The 16,821-nt window shown below is 44.3% G+C and carries 19 protein-coding genes, 1 pseudogene and 1 riboswitch; of the genes and pseudogenes, 17 read left to right on the top strand and 3 right to left on the bottom strand.

Features of this window, described 5'->3' with window-relative positions; genetic code table 11:
- The 4 genes from ACYQ3Q_RS23385 to ACYQ3Q_RS23370 form a co-directional block, all read left to right on the top strand.
- A partial coding sequence (locus ACYQ3Q_RS23385) for an ABC transporter permease (RefSeq protein ID WP_459930856.1) occupies positions 1 to 633 on the top strand: 633 nt, incomplete at its 5' end.
- A 25-nt stretch (positions 634 to 658) separates the two neighbouring features.
- Positions 659 to 1,513, top strand: a complete 855-nt coding sequence (nikC, locus tag ACYQ3Q_RS23380; RefSeq protein WP_459930855.1) for a nickel ABC transporter permease subunit NikC — start codon at positions 659 to 661, stop codon at positions 1,511 to 1,513.
- The gene (locus ACYQ3Q_RS23375) at positions 1,497 to 2,324 is read left to right on the top strand and encodes an ABC transporter ATP-binding protein (protein ID WP_459930854.1); all 828 of its coding nucleotides are present in this window, start codon (positions 1,497 to 1,499) and stop codon (positions 2,322 to 2,324) included. Before nikC ends, ACYQ3Q_RS23375 begins: the two co-directional genes overlap by 17 nt.
- A gap of 16 nt (positions 2,325 to 2,340) precedes the next feature.
- On the top strand, positions 2,341 to 3,318 hold the full coding sequence (locus ACYQ3Q_RS23370; protein ID WP_459930853.1) for an oligopeptide/dipeptide ABC transporter ATP-binding protein: 978 nt from the start codon (positions 2,341 to 2,343) through the stop codon (positions 3,316 to 3,318).
- A gap of 199 nt (positions 3,319 to 3,517) precedes the next feature.
- On the opposite strand, the gene ACYQ3Q_RS23365 is transcribed toward ACYQ3Q_RS23370, so the two are convergent.
- Complete coding sequence (locus tag ACYQ3Q_RS23365) at positions 3,518 to 4,411, bottom strand: transposase (RefSeq protein WP_459930852.1); 894 nt, start codon at positions 4,409 to 4,411, stop codon at positions 3,518 to 3,520.
- Positions 4,408 to 5,016 (bottom strand): hypothetical protein, encoded by a 609-nt coding sequence (locus tag ACYQ3Q_RS23360; protein ID WP_459930851.1) that lies wholly within the window; start codon positions 5,014 to 5,016, stop codon positions 4,408 to 4,410. The genes ACYQ3Q_RS23365 and ACYQ3Q_RS23360 overlap by 4 nt, the downstream gene beginning before the upstream one ends.
- A 269-nt stretch (positions 5,017 to 5,285) precedes the next feature.
- Between ACYQ3Q_RS23360 and ACYQ3Q_RS23355 the strand changes: the two genes are divergently transcribed.
- The 9 genes from ACYQ3Q_RS23355 to ACYQ3Q_RS23315 all read left to right on the top strand — a co-directional run bounded on the left by ACYQ3Q_RS23355 (position 5,286) and on the right by ACYQ3Q_RS23315 (position 11,248).
- Positions 5,286 to 6,041, top strand: coding sequence for a class I SAM-dependent methyltransferase (locus ACYQ3Q_RS23355; protein ID WP_459930850.1), 756 nt, complete (start codon positions 5,286 to 5,288; stop codon positions 6,039 to 6,041).
- Between the two features lie 112 nt (positions 6,042 to 6,153).
- On the top strand, positions 6,154 to 6,441 hold the full coding sequence (locus ACYQ3Q_RS23350; protein ID WP_459930849.1) for a methyltransferase domain-containing protein: 288 nt from the start codon (positions 6,154 to 6,156) through the stop codon (positions 6,439 to 6,441).
- A 182-nt stretch (positions 6,442 to 6,623) separates the two neighbouring features.
- On the top strand, positions 6,624 to 7,247 hold the full coding sequence (locus ACYQ3Q_RS23345; RefSeq protein ID WP_459930848.1) for an IS110 family RNA-guided transposase: 624 nt from the start codon (positions 6,624 to 6,626) through the stop codon (positions 7,245 to 7,247).
- Positions 7,232 to 7,636 carry a transposase gene (locus ACYQ3Q_RS23340; protein WP_459930847.1) on the top strand — a complete coding sequence of 135 codons (405 nt, stop codon included), beginning with the start codon at positions 7,232 to 7,234 and terminating at the stop codon, positions 7,634 to 7,636. Before ACYQ3Q_RS23345 ends, ACYQ3Q_RS23340 begins: the two co-directional genes overlap by 16 nt.
- Positions 7,630 to 7,839 (top strand): hypothetical protein, encoded by a 210-nt coding sequence (locus tag ACYQ3Q_RS23335; protein WP_459930846.1) that lies wholly within the window; start codon positions 7,630 to 7,632, stop codon positions 7,837 to 7,839. The genes ACYQ3Q_RS23340 and ACYQ3Q_RS23335 overlap by 7 nt, the downstream gene beginning before the upstream one ends.
- Before the next feature lie 26 nt (positions 7,840 to 7,865).
- The gene (locus tag ACYQ3Q_RS23330; protein WP_459930845.1) at positions 7,866 to 8,060 is read left to right on the top strand and encodes a hypothetical protein; all 195 of its coding nucleotides are present in this window, start codon (positions 7,866 to 7,868) and stop codon (positions 8,058 to 8,060) included.
- 200 nt (positions 8,061 to 8,260) lie between these two features.
- Positions 8,261 to 8,444: riboswitch (cobalamin riboswitch) on the top strand.
- Positions 8,445 to 8,751: 307 nt separating this feature from the next.
- Positions 8,752 to 9,633: a nitrogenase iron protein NifH gene (locus ACYQ3Q_RS23325; protein WP_459930844.1), complete on the top strand. Its 882-nt coding sequence runs from the start codon at positions 8,752 to 8,754 to the stop codon at positions 9,631 to 9,633.
- A 32-nt stretch (positions 9,634 to 9,665) separates the two neighbouring features.
- Complete coding sequence (locus ACYQ3Q_RS23320) at positions 9,666 to 10,910, top strand: nitrogenase component 1 (protein ID WP_459930843.1); 1,245 nt, start codon at positions 9,666 to 9,668, stop codon at positions 10,908 to 10,910.
- Positions 10,907 to 11,248 carry a hypothetical protein gene (locus ACYQ3Q_RS23315; protein ID WP_459930842.1) on the top strand — a complete coding sequence of 114 codons (342 nt, stop codon included), beginning with the start codon at positions 10,907 to 10,909 and terminating at the stop codon, positions 11,246 to 11,248. The genes ACYQ3Q_RS23320 and ACYQ3Q_RS23315 overlap by 4 nt, the downstream gene beginning before the upstream one ends.
- 204 nt (positions 11,249 to 11,452) lie before the next feature.
- Here the strand turns inward: ACYQ3Q_RS23315 and ACYQ3Q_RS23310 are convergent, their stop codons facing one another.
- Positions 11,453 to 12,721: an IS4 family transposase gene (locus ACYQ3Q_RS23310; protein ID WP_459930841.1), complete on the bottom strand. Its 1,269-nt coding sequence runs from the start codon at positions 12,719 to 12,721 to the stop codon at positions 11,453 to 11,455.
- A 175-nt stretch (positions 12,722 to 12,896) separates the two neighbouring features.
- Here ACYQ3Q_RS23310 and ACYQ3Q_RS23305 point away from each other — a divergent pair, with 175 nt between their 5' ends.
- The 4 genes and pseudogenes from ACYQ3Q_RS23305 (at position 12,897) to ACYQ3Q_RS23290 (ending at position 16,815) form a co-directional block, all read left to right on the top strand.
- Positions 12,897 to 13,796 carry a nitrogenase component 1 gene (locus ACYQ3Q_RS23305; RefSeq protein WP_459930858.1) on the top strand — a complete coding sequence of 300 codons (900 nt, stop codon included), beginning with the start codon at positions 12,897 to 12,899 and terminating at the stop codon, positions 13,794 to 13,796.
- A 34-nt stretch (positions 13,797 to 13,830) separates the two neighbouring features.
- Entirely contained in the window at positions 13,831 to 14,952 is a 1,122-nt protein-coding gene (locus tag ACYQ3Q_RS23300; protein ID WP_459930840.1) for an ABC transporter substrate-binding protein, read from the top strand.
- Positions 14,953 to 15,027: 75 nt separating this feature from the next.
- A pseudogene (locus ACYQ3Q_RS23295) lies at positions 15,028 to 16,033 on the top strand (FecCD family ABC transporter permease).
- Positions 16,030 to 16,815 (top strand): ABC transporter ATP-binding protein, encoded by a 786-nt coding sequence (locus ACYQ3Q_RS23290; protein WP_459930839.1) that lies wholly within the window; start codon positions 16,030 to 16,032, stop codon positions 16,813 to 16,815. Before ACYQ3Q_RS23295 ends, ACYQ3Q_RS23290 begins: the two are co-directional and overlap by 4 nt.
- Positions 16,816 to 16,821: the final 6 nt, after the last annotated feature.

The raw sequence follows: 16,821 nt of genomic DNA, 5'->3' as shown, positions 1-16,821 counted from the left end.
GCTACGCTGAAACTTGCCCTTTGTGCAATGTCACTGCTATTGCTAATCGCGTTGCCGCTTGGCATCTTGTCTGCGATGTATCCCGAATCCTGGTTGGATCGACTGGGAAGGAACTTTTCGTTTTTAACCGTATCGATGCCATCTTTTTGGCTGGGGCTGCTGCTTCTGTATGTATTCGGCGCTCGTCTCAAATGGATACCGGTAGTGGGCAACAGTTCTTCGGATACAATCATACTGCCGGCAGCTACGCTGGCCTTGGGCCATGTAGGACCGTATATCCGCCTGCTTCGAACCAATATGCTCGATGTTCTGGGAAAGGAATATATCAAAGCACTTCGGGCGAAAGGCTTGCTTGAGCGTTGCGTCATCGGCAAGCATGCGCTGAAAAATGCCATACTGCCCATCATCACACAGATGGGTATGGCATTTGGGGGGCTGCTGGGAGGATCATCCATTGTGGAATCCATATTTTCATGGCAGGGATTAGGCAAATATGCGCTCGATTCCATTGGATATAAGGATTTACCAGCGATTCAGGGATATGTTCTGATGATGGCGGTTGTAATAGTGGGCATCAATTTGCTAGTCGACATTCTTTATGTGTATATTGATCCGCATATTAAATTGAATTGACTATAGTCGAAAGGAGAGTGAGGTCATGAAGAAGGAATTCTGTTGCTCTATGCAAAGAATGCCGCATCGTTTTTTAAAAAAGCTGTTGCAGGACAAAAGGGCGATTGTGGGACTCTGTCTGGTGGCAATGATCTGTGCGATTGCTCTTCTCCCCCCCTTCATTGCTCCGACCGATCCAGTTGAGATACACATGGAAAACAAGTTGCAACCGCCGAGCAAGACCAACTGGCTGGGAACGGACAATCTTGGCCGCTGCATCGCATCAAGGATTATTTGGGGAACGCGATCATCGTTGCTGTATGCTGCGATTGTGCTGGGCCTGATGCTACTCATCAGCATTCCCCTGGGATTATTGGCTGGATACGCAGGGGGTATAATTGATACGGCCATTATGCGGTTTATCGACATTTGTATGGCCTTTCCCAGTTCGATTCTCGCATTGGCGGTAACGGGAATACTCGGTGCGAGCGTCAAAAACCTCATTATTGCCATGGCGTGTGTCTGGTGGAGCGGGTATGCAAGACTAATTCGCGGCATGGTTCTGCAAATTAAGGAACAGGATTTTGTGTTGGCAGCGCAAGCGGCAGGATGCTCAAAGCGGCGCATTGTGTTTCATCATATTTTAAGAAACGTACTATCGCCGATTATCGTATTGGCAACGCTGGAGGTTGGTACGATTATTCTTGCCATAGCGGGATTCTCGTTCATTGGTCTTGGGGCACAGCCACCGGCACCGGAGTGGGGCGTCATGCTCAGCGACAGCAGGCAATACATTCAAACGCAGCCACAACTGATGATTTATCCGGGTGCGGCAATTATGGTGACGGTTATGGCGTTCAATCTATTGGGAGAGGGACTGAAGGATGCGATGGAGCGATGAAGCTGAGAAAATGTTTTTAAATAGTATGCAACAAGATGTCGTCCTAAGCGTAAAGAACCTTAAGGTGGAATTTAGGCTACCTAGGAATGTCATTCATGCGGTGAATGGAATTAGTTTTGAGGTGCGCCGTGGCAGAATTACAGCGCTAGTTGGAGAAAGCGGTTGCGGTAAATCCGTTACGGCAATGTCCATTATGGGCTTGCTGGATTGCAAGGGAAGCATTATCGATGGTGAGATATTGGTAAGTGGACAGGACGTCCGTGGGCTATCCGCAAAACAACGGCACAGCTATTGCGGTGTTCAGGTGGGCGTTGTTTTTCAAGATCCCGTAAACTCGTTGGATCCCCTTTTCTCAATCGGTGATCTTGTCTCAGAAACAATACGCGCGCACCGCAACATAACCAGACGTGAAGCAAGGGCACAGTCTGTGGAACTGCTTAGACGTATGCACTTGCCCGATCCCGAGGGGATAATGAATAAATATCCTTTTCAATTGAGTGGTGGCATGTGCCAAAGGGTCATGATTGCGATTGCCATGGCAATGCAACCCCCGTTGTTAATCGCGGATGAACCGACAACGGCACTCGATGTGACCATCCAGGCGCAGATTTTAGACCAGATTTGCACCATGAGCAGAGAGGCTCAGACAGGCGTTTTATTCATAACACACGATCTGGGTGTAGTAGCTGAAATTGCAGACGACATCTATATCATGAAAGACGGTATGCTTGTAGAGGCGGGCACTGTGTTGGATGTGTTCCATTGCGCGCAGCACGATTATACCAAACAGCTTTTGAATGCAATTTTGTAGACTGTGAAGGTGTACCATGACGATTTTATTAAAAACTACCGGATTAACCAAATGCTTTTATACCTCGAAAGCATTTTGGGGCAAAAAAACACCGCTCTACGCCGTGGATGGTGTGGATTTGAGCCTTGAAAAGGGACAATCACTAGGGTTGATTGGAGAAAGCGGTTGTGGCAAAAGCACACTGGGTAAGCTGGTAACGGGCTTGGAAACACCGACCAACGGAAGCATCTGCTTTGATGGTCAGGAGATATCCAATTTAAGATTTAATCAAATGCAGCCGATTCGGCGGAATATTCAAATGATTTTTCAAAACAGCTCGTCGATTTTCAACCCTCATTACACTATCGGTGCGACAATCTGCGAGACCATCCGAAATTATCAAAAGCTACCCGCTAAACAGTATTTGCAGCAAGCTGATGAGATTCTGACGAAGGTGGGCTTGGATGGTTCATACATTCATCGCTATCCCGATGAACTGAGCGGAGGCCAACGGCAGCGCGCCAACATCGCACGGGCCTTGGTGCTGCACCCAAGCTTTGTGGTGTGTGATGAACCAGTTTCCAGCCTGGATTTTTCAATTCGAAGACAAATTTTAGATCTGCTCAATGAGTTGATGGAAAGCTTTGGATTGACATATTTGTTTATCTCCCATGATCTTTCCACGGTCAAGTATGTGTGCAGTCAGATTGCGATTATGTATCTTGGCAAAGTGGTGGAATGGATTCAAACCACTGACCATTTCGAACAACGGATTTGCCATCCTTATGCGAATGCCTTGTTCGATTCTATTCCAGTAACAGACCCGAGCAAGCGGAAAAGCCAGAGAAACAGTCTCAACGGAGAAGCGTCGCTGCAGACGGCATACAGCTGGGGATGCCGGTTTTTTGAGCGCTGTATGCATAGCAAGGAACGCTGCCGGGCTGAAGAACCGAAGCTTATACAAGTGGAAGAAGGGCATTGGGTGGCCTGCCACAGAATACTTGGGATACATTGATAACCAGTTCAATTTCGGGTAAGAGCTCGATTAAATTATATCATAGTGTCTCGGAATTACGAGCACTAAAATGGGGTGATTCCCAAAAAATAACTGGGAATTAACAAAACGCAACTTAGATATGTAGAAGACAGCCCAGTTAATTAAAAATGGAATGGCAAACAAACGTCACAGTTTCTTTTATTAAATCAAAGGATTGTCAAGCTGTCTTAGGAAGAATCAATGTTTTAAGGTTAGCAAAACTGTCCTTCTGATGAGAAAACCAAGCATCCATGTGCTGACACATCATAATACCGTAGAGGCGGATGTACCACATTTTAGTAGAACGATGTCGTCCAGCTTCCAACTTGTAGTCGATCTTTTCACGCTTGTTCGAGCGCTCAATGGATGAGCGGCGTTTGTAAATCAAGTTCCATTGGTCTGAACCACGCAGAGTCTTAGGGAACAGACGTAAGTTATCCTTCGAGTGAGTGTGGTAAGTCCGACCGTATTTTGCCGAAGAACAAGGGGTAGTACAAGGATTTTTGCCACGGCGGGACCATGCACAGCGCCATTTTTGACGATTTTGGAAGTTGTCACGGCCATTCGGTTTCATTTCTAAGCCTGCAGGGCAAATAGGAATCCCCCTAGGTGAAATCAGGATATCGCTACTGGTCTTAGTGTTTTTCTTACCACGGTTGTTCAGATCAATAAAAGGCTCAGCGTTTTGGTGATCGAGAAGAAGATAAATCGCTTCGGCATCATGAGCAGCATCTAACAACATTTTGTCGACCGTGCCCAAGGTAAAACGTTGCTTAAATTCAACCGAACTGACCACTAAACTAACAGCATCATGCCGGGAAGCAGGTTGTAGTCTAGGATACAGTGGCAAATCGTGATAACTATCGGAAGCGGAAATCATGTAGAGATGATAACCGTTGAAGTACTTCTCTCGAGCGCTGTCCCATCCTGCGTTGCAGTCGGGTTGGGAATAGATACGAGGATGGTTGCAATGAGCAAGGCCTTGGGCACGACAATCACACGTCGATTGACTGCGAGTATAAGTAGAAGTGGCGACGGGAGTACCGTCACCGGCAACCGTGAGCGACTTCATGTCACCAAGCAGACCCAGATTTGCAGAAACGGCAGGATTTGAGACTGAAAAAAGTGGAATAAACGATCGCTGGGCAAATCCGTTTTCTTGTCGGAGTGACGGATCATCCACTCGACGAGACGTTTGAGCTTACCAGGTGTGGTCGTCGGAGCTTTTTCACCCTTTTTGCCCTTCTTGGGTTTCCGTTTACGCTTCGTCAGTTTTTTAGGTTTGAGATGGTTACCATCGGCAGCCCAAAGGCGTTTGAAGAAGTCGTAGAAGGTACCAACACCAGGAAAATCGCCCGGTTCGAAACCGCTCAGGATGGCGTAGTAGGGAATACGCTGCATTTCATTAATCCACTCGGTAAGGCCGATTTCAGGTTTCGTCATGAGAAAGAGAAGATAGGAACGAAGCATGGAAGCTGGATCACGAGGTTTAGGTCCTTTGGCAGAATAGCCATCCTGAAGCAGAGTGGTAATGTAGGATAAATCGGTCATCCAGAATTTTGCGACAAGAGGCCAGTCTTTGTTGGCAATGACGAAGACGCCGCCGGAATAATGCTTGCGGAGACGCAGCAGAACAGAATCTTGATAAGATTCATGAGAAAACAGCATAGGTTTCAAACAGATCACCCCAAATTTCGTAATCAAAGGTAATAAAACCCTCGTCACGCGATTATGGGGATGTTTTTGAAAAGTCAAGTGCTTTTTGGGCATTTTCGGGTCATTTAGAAATCTTTTATCACTCGAGAATTTCCAGTTGAAGGCGATGAAAAAGCAAAATTCCTCCCACTAATGTAGGAGGAATGCTATAAGGTTGGTGCGGGTAAACCCTTGCCCCAACTGCCTCGGCGAATGCCGAGAGGCTATAGAATTATAAGGAGGAAAGCAATGTGTATGAGCAAATAGAACAGCTCTGGACGGAGGATGCAATGGGCTACGACGATCTTGTAAAACGTCAGCTGGCCAACGTCAAAGACGTGAGACATTGGCAAACCGAGCTTAAAGCAGTGTTGGGCGACAAGTCGAGCTTAAACGTACTGGACGTAGGTTGTGGACCGGGTTTTTTTACCATTATGCTTTCACGCTTAGGTCATCGTGTAATATCCATCGATGGCGCAGAAGGAATGGTGAAATGCGCCGGACGCAATTTTGCAGCAGAGGGAATCGATGTCAACCTGTACTGTGGCGATGCAGTTGCTCTGAACAAAGAAAAGCAGAACTCTCTCGATGCGATTGTCTCCCGCGATGTCGTCTGGACAGTGTATGATCCACGCAAGGCCTATGAACGCTGGATGGAAGTGCTCAAACCCGGTGGCCTAGTGGTTGTTTATGATGGAAACTATAGAAGAGATGTGCATTCTTATAAAATTTCTGTTTGGAAGGCAATGTCTAATATAGTTATATTTTTTACCGAATGGCGAATTCCAAAAAAAGCGGAGCATCATGATAAGGACATTTTTACAGAGCTTCCGTCAGTGACAGTGGAACGTCCTGCAATGGATCGCGACATTCTCGAACAACTTGGGTATGAGATCGTTACGATCGAGGATGATTCCTATCGCAACAGCTTCAAGAAAATGGAGTACTGGAAATATGGATATCAAGGCAAAAAGTTTAAAATCGTAGCGCGAAAGCCAAAGTTGTAAGGACAATTTCAAATTCGGTTAAATCACGTTCTGCAAATATAATCAAACCGTTCCCGATTTGTTCCTCGAAAGATATAAGCGAATCACACTCCTAAAACTGACTGCATCTAAATTGTCCGCACATTGCGCTGTCGAACAATTGCCATTCCTAGATAACAGTAAGGATGTCATTTTGAACCGCAGTGTGATGTGGACGCTGCTTCAGCCGGATGTTGCTTTAAAGGAATGGTTGAGGGTACTTAAACAAGGTGGTGTGCTATTGTGCTTTTGTTCGATAGGGGAAGGGACAGTTGGTAATAACCACTATAGCCAAGAAATTGAAGATATGCTGCCACTAAAAGGTGGTACCAAATATCCACGAGCAATGCTCGCCACGATGAACGAAAATTTGGTATATTAGGGCATACTTGTATATGGCAGACAGATCGATGTTTTGTGGTATCATGAGACCGAGTACCAAATTGATTTAGCCCCTGTGCAGAACCACGTATTGTCTAATGGTATAACTACCGAGAAAGACGCACAGCAAAATAGCTGATAGGCAGGGGCGATGCCGTACTAAATTTGCAGGAGGTAATGGAAATGCAAGTTGTTTACAGCATTTGTTGTGGTGTATACGTGCACAAGAAGATCATAGTGGCCTGTTTAAGAACGGGAACAAAACGGGAACTACGTCAGTTTGGCTCGTCAACTGGAGATTTAAGAGAAATGGCTAAATGGCTGGAAGAAGCAAAATGCGAAATGGTAGCCATGGAGAGCACAGGTAGTTACTGGAAACCAGTTTATAATGTGCTTGAAGCATTAGGAATTGAAGTTATGGTAGTCAATGCTCAACACATGAAAGTCTTACCTGGAAGAAAAACAGACGCGAAAGATGCTGAATGGATCTCGGATTTATTGAAGCATGGATTGCTCAAAGCAAGTTTTATTCCTAATAAGGAACAACGAGAACTTAGGGAGGTGTCACGTTACAGAAAAAGCTTAGTAGAAGAACGAGCACGGGAAAAGAATCGTCTCCAAAAAGTATTAGAAGGAGCCAATATTAAATTAACGTCTGTTCTAAAGGATGTCACTGGTGCGAGCGCTCGCAAATTATTAAACGGTGCAATCCATGACAATATTACTCCTGAAAATATTGACGATATGCTCTATACTTCTGCTAAGGAAAAAAAGTGGAGTTGCTCAAAGCGATGGATGGGGTTATGACAAGAGTGCAAAAAACGCTAGTGAAAGCAATTATTGATCATATTGACGATATGACACAGCGTATTAAAGATTTGGATAATATGATTAATGGTGAAATGAAAAAGTACGAGGATGCAATAAATGCCTTAGATGATATGCCAGGAATTGGTCGACAGAGTGCTGAAACAATTATTGCAGAAATAGGCGTTGACATGGATCGATTTCCCACTCCCTCACATTTAGCATCATGGACTGGATTAAGTCCTGGCAATAACGAGAGTGCTGGTAAAAGGAAGAGCGGAAAAACAACAAAGGGTAATAAAACGCTTAAAACAACCATGACCCAATGTGCTCAATCGGCAGTGAAAAAAAAGATTCGTTTTTCAAAGCACAATATGACCGTTTGGTAGTCCGACGAGGACATAATAAGGCAAAAGTAGCTGTGGCACACTCGATGATTATAGCCATTTGGCATATGTTAAAGAATGGGAAAGCATATAATGATTTAGGCGGAAATTACTACAACCAGAGAAATACTGAAAAGAAGATGGCGTTCCACTTAAAAAAACTTCGGGAGCTCGGATGGGTACCGACCGTTCCGGCTATTCAATAAAGCTCTAAAGTTATATAGAAGAACTAATGCGTGCTTTTTCAGGCAGGCCTATTAGTGTTGTGCTAATTCCAAGTGCCCAGGGAACGTTTTCACAACAAAGAAATGTTCATACAGCTCTTGAAAAGGCTGGTTTTAGTGAGGTGCAAGGAATAATGCTTAAGGGAATAAAAGACAAGCATGGCAATAAAGATTGGTATGTAATTAAAGGGAAAAAATTGTAAAGAATCAGAACTGCCTAAAGATAATTTTGCCTTTACAAGTCACGAATGTCGTATTATATAAAAATGAAACATTTTGCAGGATATGTCTATGCCTGTAACGTCTGTAGATTTCTCGTGGGAAGGAGTTTTCGTTGTCTGTAAATCGGCCGTTGTTGGTCGGCACTTGACTGTGTATTGCCTTTGTGATACATTTAATTTGCAAATTTAATAGATGAGCAAGCGATTTTTCTTAGCCGAGAAATCATAACAGGGAAGCCGGTGTAAATCCAGCGCGGTCCCGCCACTGTAAAGGGGAGTTTGTGCCACATCTACTGAGGAAACTTGGGAAGGAGGCACTAAACGAAGAACCTGAGCCAGGAGACCTGATTGCTCATATGCTTTACTCACGATGGATGGGTGGAGGGACCTGTGTTAATCCGACCCTTCAGATTTTGGAGGGTCTTATCTGTTTTTATGGGTGATATTTGGTTTCCCGAGGGAAACTGACCTTTTGGGTAAAAGTCTTCTGCTAGCGGGATCTGTTTTCAAAAATGCGAATGCGACTTGAAAGCGGAGAAGAACGCGTCGTCCGAGACAACTGATTCATTACTGTCTTTATGATTAGTGATGAGGAGTTGTCTTTTTATTTTGGCTAGCTATTACAGCTTTGTAGAAGTGTGAGGAAGGGGCACTTTCATTAAATTTTTGTGCCTTGAGTACAGCGAAAGGAATGACACTTAGTTTGAATATACAAAAAGAGCGAGAGTGCTTGAAATTGGCGTTTTATGGAAAGGGAGGAATCGGAAAATCGACAGTAGCGGCTAATATTTCTGTAGCGTTGGCAATGCAAGGTCGTAAGATCTTACATATTGGGTGCGATCCTAAGGCAGATTCCACAAGGTGTCTCGTAGGGCGTAAAATTCCCACGGTCTTGCAACAATTGCAGGCCAAGCAGCTTAGTATTTCCCGGCAGGATATTGTATTTCCTGGTTTTGGAGGTGTTAACTGCATTGAAGCCGGAGGCCCGGAAGCTGGTATTGGGTGTGCTGGCAGGGGGATTATCACCATGATGGAGGAGTTGCAGTATCTAGAAATATGGGATGAAGCTTGGGAAACTGTTATTTATGATGTGCTGGGGGATGTAGTGTGCGGTGGCTTTTCCGTTCCGATGCGTAAAGGGTATGCCGATACAATTTATATTGTAACATCATCGGAATTTATGTCGGTATATGCTGCCAACAATATTATGAAGGCGATCAGTAGAAGCCAGGAGACAAGGCCAGTGACCCTGGGGGGGTTAATTCACAACTGTAGAAATCCCGAGTCGAGTAGGGAGGCAGTTGAGCAGTTTGCGATTTTAACAGGTACGCGGGTAGTTGCTGATGTCCCTTTCAGCCGGGAAATTGCCCTTTCGGAACTTGAAGGCAATACAGTTCTAGAAAAGTTCCCGGATTCAAAGGCAGCTAGTTTCTTTAAGGAGTTGGCAGGTGTTATCACTGAGAATCAGGGTTATAGGCCAGTAACAGCGCTTGAGGACGAGGCATTGGAAGAACTTAGTCACTATATGTTAGAACTGGAATTGCGAAAAGCATAGAAGGACGGGTACCAGAAGTAGGAGGAAGAGAATTGTCTTGTACAGGATATATCAGAACGAGTAGCGGAGAAGAAAAGATTAGGCTTGCGGATATCGCAGACAAAATGCCACTCGATAGTTTTTTTGATAGGGGTATAGCGGACGATGAGTGTGGGGAACTGGTTAATTTGGCCTTATGTGTGCCGGGCATTGATGTCGTGGCGGCAGGTCCCTCATCCTGCTCCAGAGTATTATATTTCAGGGCTGCAAAAAAGGGCTTGAGCGAAAAGTTATTCTTGCTCCCGGTATCTAGCAACGATTTTGCTACTGGGAAGCATCTGGAAAAATTGGAGGAGGCGCTAGAAGGCCTTGTTATGTCGCGTCGCTCAAAAGCGATCATCGTTTATATTACTTGTGCCGATATTCTGACGGGTACTGAGTTTCTAAGCATAACAAAACGAATAGAAAGCAGGTATGGTATACCGCTGAAAGTTTTTGAGCGAGGGCCACTTTCCAGGAGAAGGACACTTCCTAAAGAGAGGCTAGGGGATATTTTTATCGATTTACTGCAAAGGGGTGTCCTGCAAGAGAGGAAAAGCCACATTAATCTGTTAGGAGATGCAGAAAAACTTCCCAAGGATTCTGGCCTGAGGCAGATACTGAGGAACTATTGCTCTACTGAGAAAATACGAGAATTTGCTGCGCTGGATTCCTGCGAAGAATTTGAGGACTTGGCAAACGGAAGGTTGAACATCGCCTTGGACCGCTTTGGGTATGATTTGGCGGTGCGCATGCTGGAAAAATGGGACATCCCCTTCCTCTACTTGCCTGCCCAGTACAACATGAAAGAGATTAAGCATAACTATACAACGTTGATGGAGGGGTTGCAGGTCACTTGGGATTATAGCCAGGATGCTAAAGAGTACCACCGAGTTATTGCCGAAGTAGCTACAGTGTTGGCTGGAAAACAAATTGCGGTAGGAATTGGGGCAAGGTCTTTCGAGCTTGTTCAGGCGCTGGTGTCAATCGGCCTTTCTGTTGCTGCAATATTTGTTGAAACAGTGACCAAGTCAGATATGACGTATATTAACGCGCTCTCCGCTGTGGGAAGCAAGGCGGAGGTCTATTTGGTTTCCAACATAACTGTTGAAACGCAGACAGGTGGGTTTGAAGGAATAGATATGGTTATTGGAGAAAAAGCATCATTTTATTGTCTAAAAGCCAAAGAAATATTAGTGAGTGCCGACTATCGTTTCGGATATGAGGGGATCCTGGAAATTTTGGAGGGTATGCGATGAGCAGTTTTTTAACCCGCTTGCCTTCGTTGGCTAGTGATTATTCTGGTGCTTGTTCTGTTCTTTTTGCTTTGCCTTCACTAAACCTTCTGTACACGCCCGGCGGGTGTAGTAGTGCAATCCTTGAATGTGATGAGATCAGAAATTTTCGCCAGACTTTGTTTTTCAGTTCCAAGTTGGGGGAGATGGAAGCCGTCATGGGCGCAGAAGAAGAATTCCTGTTTCATGCGGAAAGGCTCTGGACCCAAAACCGGCAGGCCGAACTCATCGCAATTATGGGTACGCCAGTTCCTGCTTTGACGGGGGTCGATATCAATGTCATCAGGCTATGGTACCAATAACTTACAAAAAGCTTTTTTCTTGCTAAAAGGAGGTATTTTTGATGAATCCCAAAAGGTGATAGGTAGTTAAATCAAACACTTTTATGATAAATAACAATAACATACCCGGGACTTATTACCCAAAATATTACAAGTCCTTGTGTTCATGGCCTTTGGGGTATCCAGTGTCATATCAAAATAGGCGCATTATACGCGAAAAGTGAGTTACAAGCAGCTCTTTTGATTTATAGGGTACTTATGAGCTTTAAGCCCCTTTCTTCTTGTATGACTTCGGCCTGGACGAACAGGAACCATATTTTTTGTAATTTCTTGCATTATCCGGTGAAACATCGCATTGCGCTTTTCTGGATCATCTTCTAGCAACATGAGCACCAATGAATCCTTTAATTTACCGATCAGTATATTTGTATTTACCTTGTATTCATATTTTAAGCTTTTGTCTTCATTATTTTCTAAAATCTTCTCGTCCGCTTCATTCTTAGCAAGTGCCACCATATTTGATAGATACATGGACGCATAGAAATCTTGCTCAACGGAAATAACGGTGTCGCCCGTAAAGTTTTCAATTTGAAGTCGGCTCTTTAATTCGAGGTATTTGACTTCTATTCCCCAACGTTTAAAATATAGAGCTTTAAACTCTTGAATCCCTAGGGTTTCATCAAATAAATTAGTGACTAGGACTTCCTCAACTTCAGAATCCAACATAAATCGAAGAACACGAACCTTGATCCTTTTTCCTTCAACCTTTATCTCAACGATCTGATCAGGTTCCATCGCTTCATTGAATTCTTTCATCGAATTAGTTTTCACACGCATGAGATACTTAATTTCGCTACTATCTAAGTAAGCGATAAACTTTTTCGAGGGATATCCTCGATCAAAAAGAATAAGGTCATTTTTCAAGCCCATCGTTTTTAATTTTTCAATTAGTTCAATGGCTATCTCTCGCTCGCCAGTAGTATATCTTGTGATTTTTGACGTAATCATCATGCCATTCACTATGTCATAGATACCTGAGGCTTTGGCACGTGCGAGTTTTACCGTCTTGCCTTCACCATAACCGAAGGCATCTCTCAACCGTTCCGAATTGTTAAGTTCCAAGATTGATGCATCAATGGCGGAGAGTCGGTAACCGTTAAATGTTTTAAAATCGTCATCTCCGTAGTACCAGGATATTATGGAGTCCGCCATTTTTATAAAGGCGGTGGGTGATATTTTTTGTCTCGCTTCGGAATATCCTTGCTTAGTTATACTGCATTCAGCTCCTTTAATGGTTTCGAAGAACGAATCGAGTTCAATCTGAAGAGTTTTTTTCACAAAGTTCAGTTGAAACATGATGAGGTCTTTGAAGTCCATCTTGCAATTGGCAGCACGCGTAAAATAGGTTGATTTCATACGCGATTCGCACATAAATACAATATCATTAATTAGCTGTTCTGTAAGCAGTAGCCCTTCTAAAAAGGTTTTTTTCACAAAAACATCACCATTCCTCATCGGATATACCAATAAATGGTATTCAAATTGATTATGGTGACGATTTTCGAAAGTCAAGTGATTTATGGTATTTTTCGAGTTATATTATATATTTTATTGCTCACTTTGACGGGAAATGAACAACTTACATTTTATGTAAGGATAGCTTGATGACATTGGGGTCGATATCGGGGCAATAGCGGATAGGCTGAGTAGGCGGACAGACATGACTACCTTGGCGCTCCCTACGGAGGGATTTGAAACCTACTACTCCGGCGTTTACTCTACACTGTTAACCTTAGGCAAACGTTTTCTGGAAAGGAGGGAAAAGAAGAACAATCAAGTGAATATCATCGGGTATACGCCCTTAAGTCTTGGTAAGGAAATACATTTAATCGAACTCATTGACGAACTGACGCAGTTCGGTCTTGAAATAAGTTGTTCGCCAGTAGGGAAAATAAACTTGGAATCCTTTAAGAAAATGTCCTCTGCCGCCTTGAACCTTGTCGTGTCCCATGAGGGTGTAGGGCTTGCCCAAGATATGCAAAAAGAATACTCGATACCTTATGTGATGAATGTTCCTGTAGGTTTGTGGGGCATGCAGCGGCTGTTTCAGGTTCTAGCGGAGATAGTAGACACTTCTCCGAGCTACGCAAGCAAGCAACGATACGTTCCAACTAGTAGAGCAAAGCCTGGACAAAGGGCCGTCGTGATAGGAGAACCACTCTTTGCTTCATGCCTGGCTTCTTGTCTGCGTAACGACTTTGGGCTTGACTATGTTGAACCAATCAGCTTGATGAAAATGGATAGACGAATGAAGACAGTATACCTAGAAAAGGCACTTTCCGATGTTCATTTGTTTGAAGGAGAGGAAGCGTTGGCCCAGTGGATGGATAGAATACAGCCGGATATCATTGTTGGCGATCCTCTGTATCAGAGACTTCTAGGCGGAGGCAGCACCCAGTTTGTACCTATCCCACATGTAGGCTTGAGCGGACCTCTGTATGCTGGTGCACAGTACGAGTTTATCGGAAGAAGAGGGTATGACTATTTAGCTAGTTTTATCCGCATATAATTTTTTCTGAAAATATCATGAAGGGGGAATTTTTATGATGAAGTACAGTAAAAAATCAAGGAACGTTTTATCACTTTTGCTAGTTATAGTTTTAATGTTAAGCCTCGCGGGTTGTCAATCCAGCGGAGATGGAGGGAAACCGATAGCCGAGAAGACTTCTGATACTAAGATCGTCACAGATCTTATAGGGAATAAAGTAGAAATCAAAGCCAATGTGGAAAAGATTGCCGTCATTCCCATACCTTGGGCTACTATTGTCTATGCGGTTGATGGATCGGGTAAAAAAATAGCTGGTATGCATCCGTCTGCCATGAAAGCCTACCAGAAAAACATCTTGAAGGCTATGGCGCCTGAAATAGCCAACGCCAATTCAACCTTCGTCGACAATAATTTTAACGTCAATTACGAAGAAGTAGCCAAGCTAAAGCCAAATTTGGTAGTCATTTGGGATTATCAGCCGGAAGTAGGCATTAAGTTGGCAGAGCTCGGTATCCCCTCTGTGGCGATCAAATATGGCACCCTTGAGGATGTGCAAAACGGCATCAAGCTGGTCGGTGAGATATTAAACCAGCAAGAGAGGGCAGCTGAACTTATCAAGTACCAACAGGAGACCATCAGCTATTTAAAGTCTAAAGAGAGCTCACTAGCGGGCAAAGATAAAGCTAAGATCCTGTATCTGAGAGATGACCAACTGCAAGTAGCCACCGGCGAATCTGTGAACAAAATCATGATCAACACTGCGGGCGGAGTGAACGTAGCCGATGAGGTCACAGGAGATAACTGGAAGAAAGTTACCATGGAACAAGTAATAACCTGGAATCCGGAGGTCATTATCCTAAGCAATTTCTCTGAAATATTACCCGAAGATTTATATAAGAACAAGTTTTCAGGACAAGATTGGAGTAAAATTGATGCTGTAAAAAATAAAAGAGTGTATAAAGCCCCTATGGGTATTTATCGCTGGGATGCACCGTGTGTGGAAACCCCTTTGATGATCAAGTGGCTAGGTAAGGTAATACACTCAGATGTGTTCACGGATTACGATATGAGGACGGACCTGAAAAGCTTTTACCAGAAATACTTCAATTACAAACTAACTGATATAGAACTAGATCAGATTTTGAGTAGCAAGCTTAATCCTGACCTGAAGATATAACTTCCGGGGGGTGACTGAACCAGAAAAACACGTTAAACTCTTTCTTCTAGAATTGAAGGGCAAGGAAAATAGAGCATGATTTGTAAACAAAAGAACTTGAAGTTTGTGTGGCTCGCCATGCTCCTAATCTTAGCGGGGACATTTTTCGTATCATTGTTTGGAGGCAGATATTTCATTGCTCCGGGTGAAGTCGGGAAAATATTAATCGCGGGATTTCGTGGCGAGGTACAAGATAGTATAGCCGTATCAGTGGTCTGGAATCTCCGCTTGCCGAGGACGTTGTTGAACGCTTTAGTCGGAGCTGGGCTGGCTGTTGCAGGGGCATCGTTCCAAGGGGTGTTTAAAAATCCTTTGGTAAGTCCCGATGTGCTGGGTGTCAGTTCTGGGGCGGCCTTTGGAGCGGCCTTTGGGATATTGCTTTCGGGCGTTAATCAGCTGGCCACGATCTTGGCACTGGTTTTTGGTATCTTGAGTGTGTTTATGACCTACACCCTTTCCAAGTTGCGCGGAGAATCGTCTACCTTATCGCTTGTGTTGTCCGGCATGATCATATCTGCGGTGTTCAGCGCCTTAATCTCGTTGATCAAATACGTTGCAGATCCCTACGATAAGCTGCCTGCTATTACTTACTGGTTGATGGGGAGTTTCGCCAACTCCTCCTACAGTAATTTGAAGCTGGTTGGAGTTCCCATTCTCTTAGGAATCGTTGTGCTGCTACTCCTTAGATGGCGGATTAATATCCTTTCCTTGGGGGATGAAGAGGCTTATTCCTTAGGGGTAAACCCCGTGAGGACCCGGTTGGTTATTATTACTATGGCGACCTTTATTACGGCTGCCTGTGTGACAGTTACAGGAATCATTGGCTTTGGTTATACCGCATATCTGCCGGATGATTGTGGGAGAAGACCATAAGAATTTGCTCCCTGCTGCTTGTATTGTCGGAGCAATTTTTATGATTATTGTCGATATGATCGCGCGGACGGCGACAGCTGCAGAAATCCCGATCGGTATCTTAACAGCCCTTGTGGGGGCGCCGTTCTTTGCGATACTATTTAAAACATCGAAAGGCGATTGGCAATGATGCTTGAAGTTAAAAACGGATATTTTGGTTATTCAAAAGGCAATGATCTGTTACAGGATATCTGCTTTACGCTCCGCGAAAAAGAGATTATGACCATCTTAGGCCAGAACGGGACCGGCAAAACGACGATCCTAAAGTGCGTGACAGGGATTCTGAAATGGCGGCAAGGTCAGACGCTGATCAATGGCCAGAGTATGGGATCTTCAGGGAAAGCGCAAAAGCAGATTCCAATTGGTTACGTGCCACAAGCGCACGGACTCTCGTTTCCCTATACGGTCAGAGAGCTTGTAACCATGGGTCGGGCTAGGCATATTGGCCTTTTTTCCGTGCCATCCGGGAAAGATAAAAAAATCGCGGACCAGGCAATCGATGAGGTAGGCATCGGTTCTATGCGGGACAAGTTGTGTACGCAATTAAGCGGCGGGCAATTGCAGCTTGTGTTCATCGCTAGGGCCTTAGCGAGTGAACCTAAGGTTCTGGTTCTTGATGAACCAGAATCACACCTGGATTTTAGGAATCAGTTCATGATAATAAATCTTATTATGAGACTGGTCAGGGAACGCGGCCTATCTTGCATCATGAATACGCATTACCCGGAACATGCTTTGCGTCTGTCGGATACTACGCTGCTCTTGGGGCAAAATTCGTATTTGTTCGGAAGGACTAAGGAGATCATTATTGAAAAACGAGTCGAAGAGTACTTTGGAATTAAAGCAAAGATTTTGCCAGTGTCCTATAAGGGTGAGGAGATTAAAGCCTTCGTTGTGCTGGATAGTGCCTGAACTATA

This window comes from Desulfosporosinus burensis (genome assembly GCF_054657535.1).
This window is presented reverse-complemented; position numbering and strand designations above follow the sequence as displayed.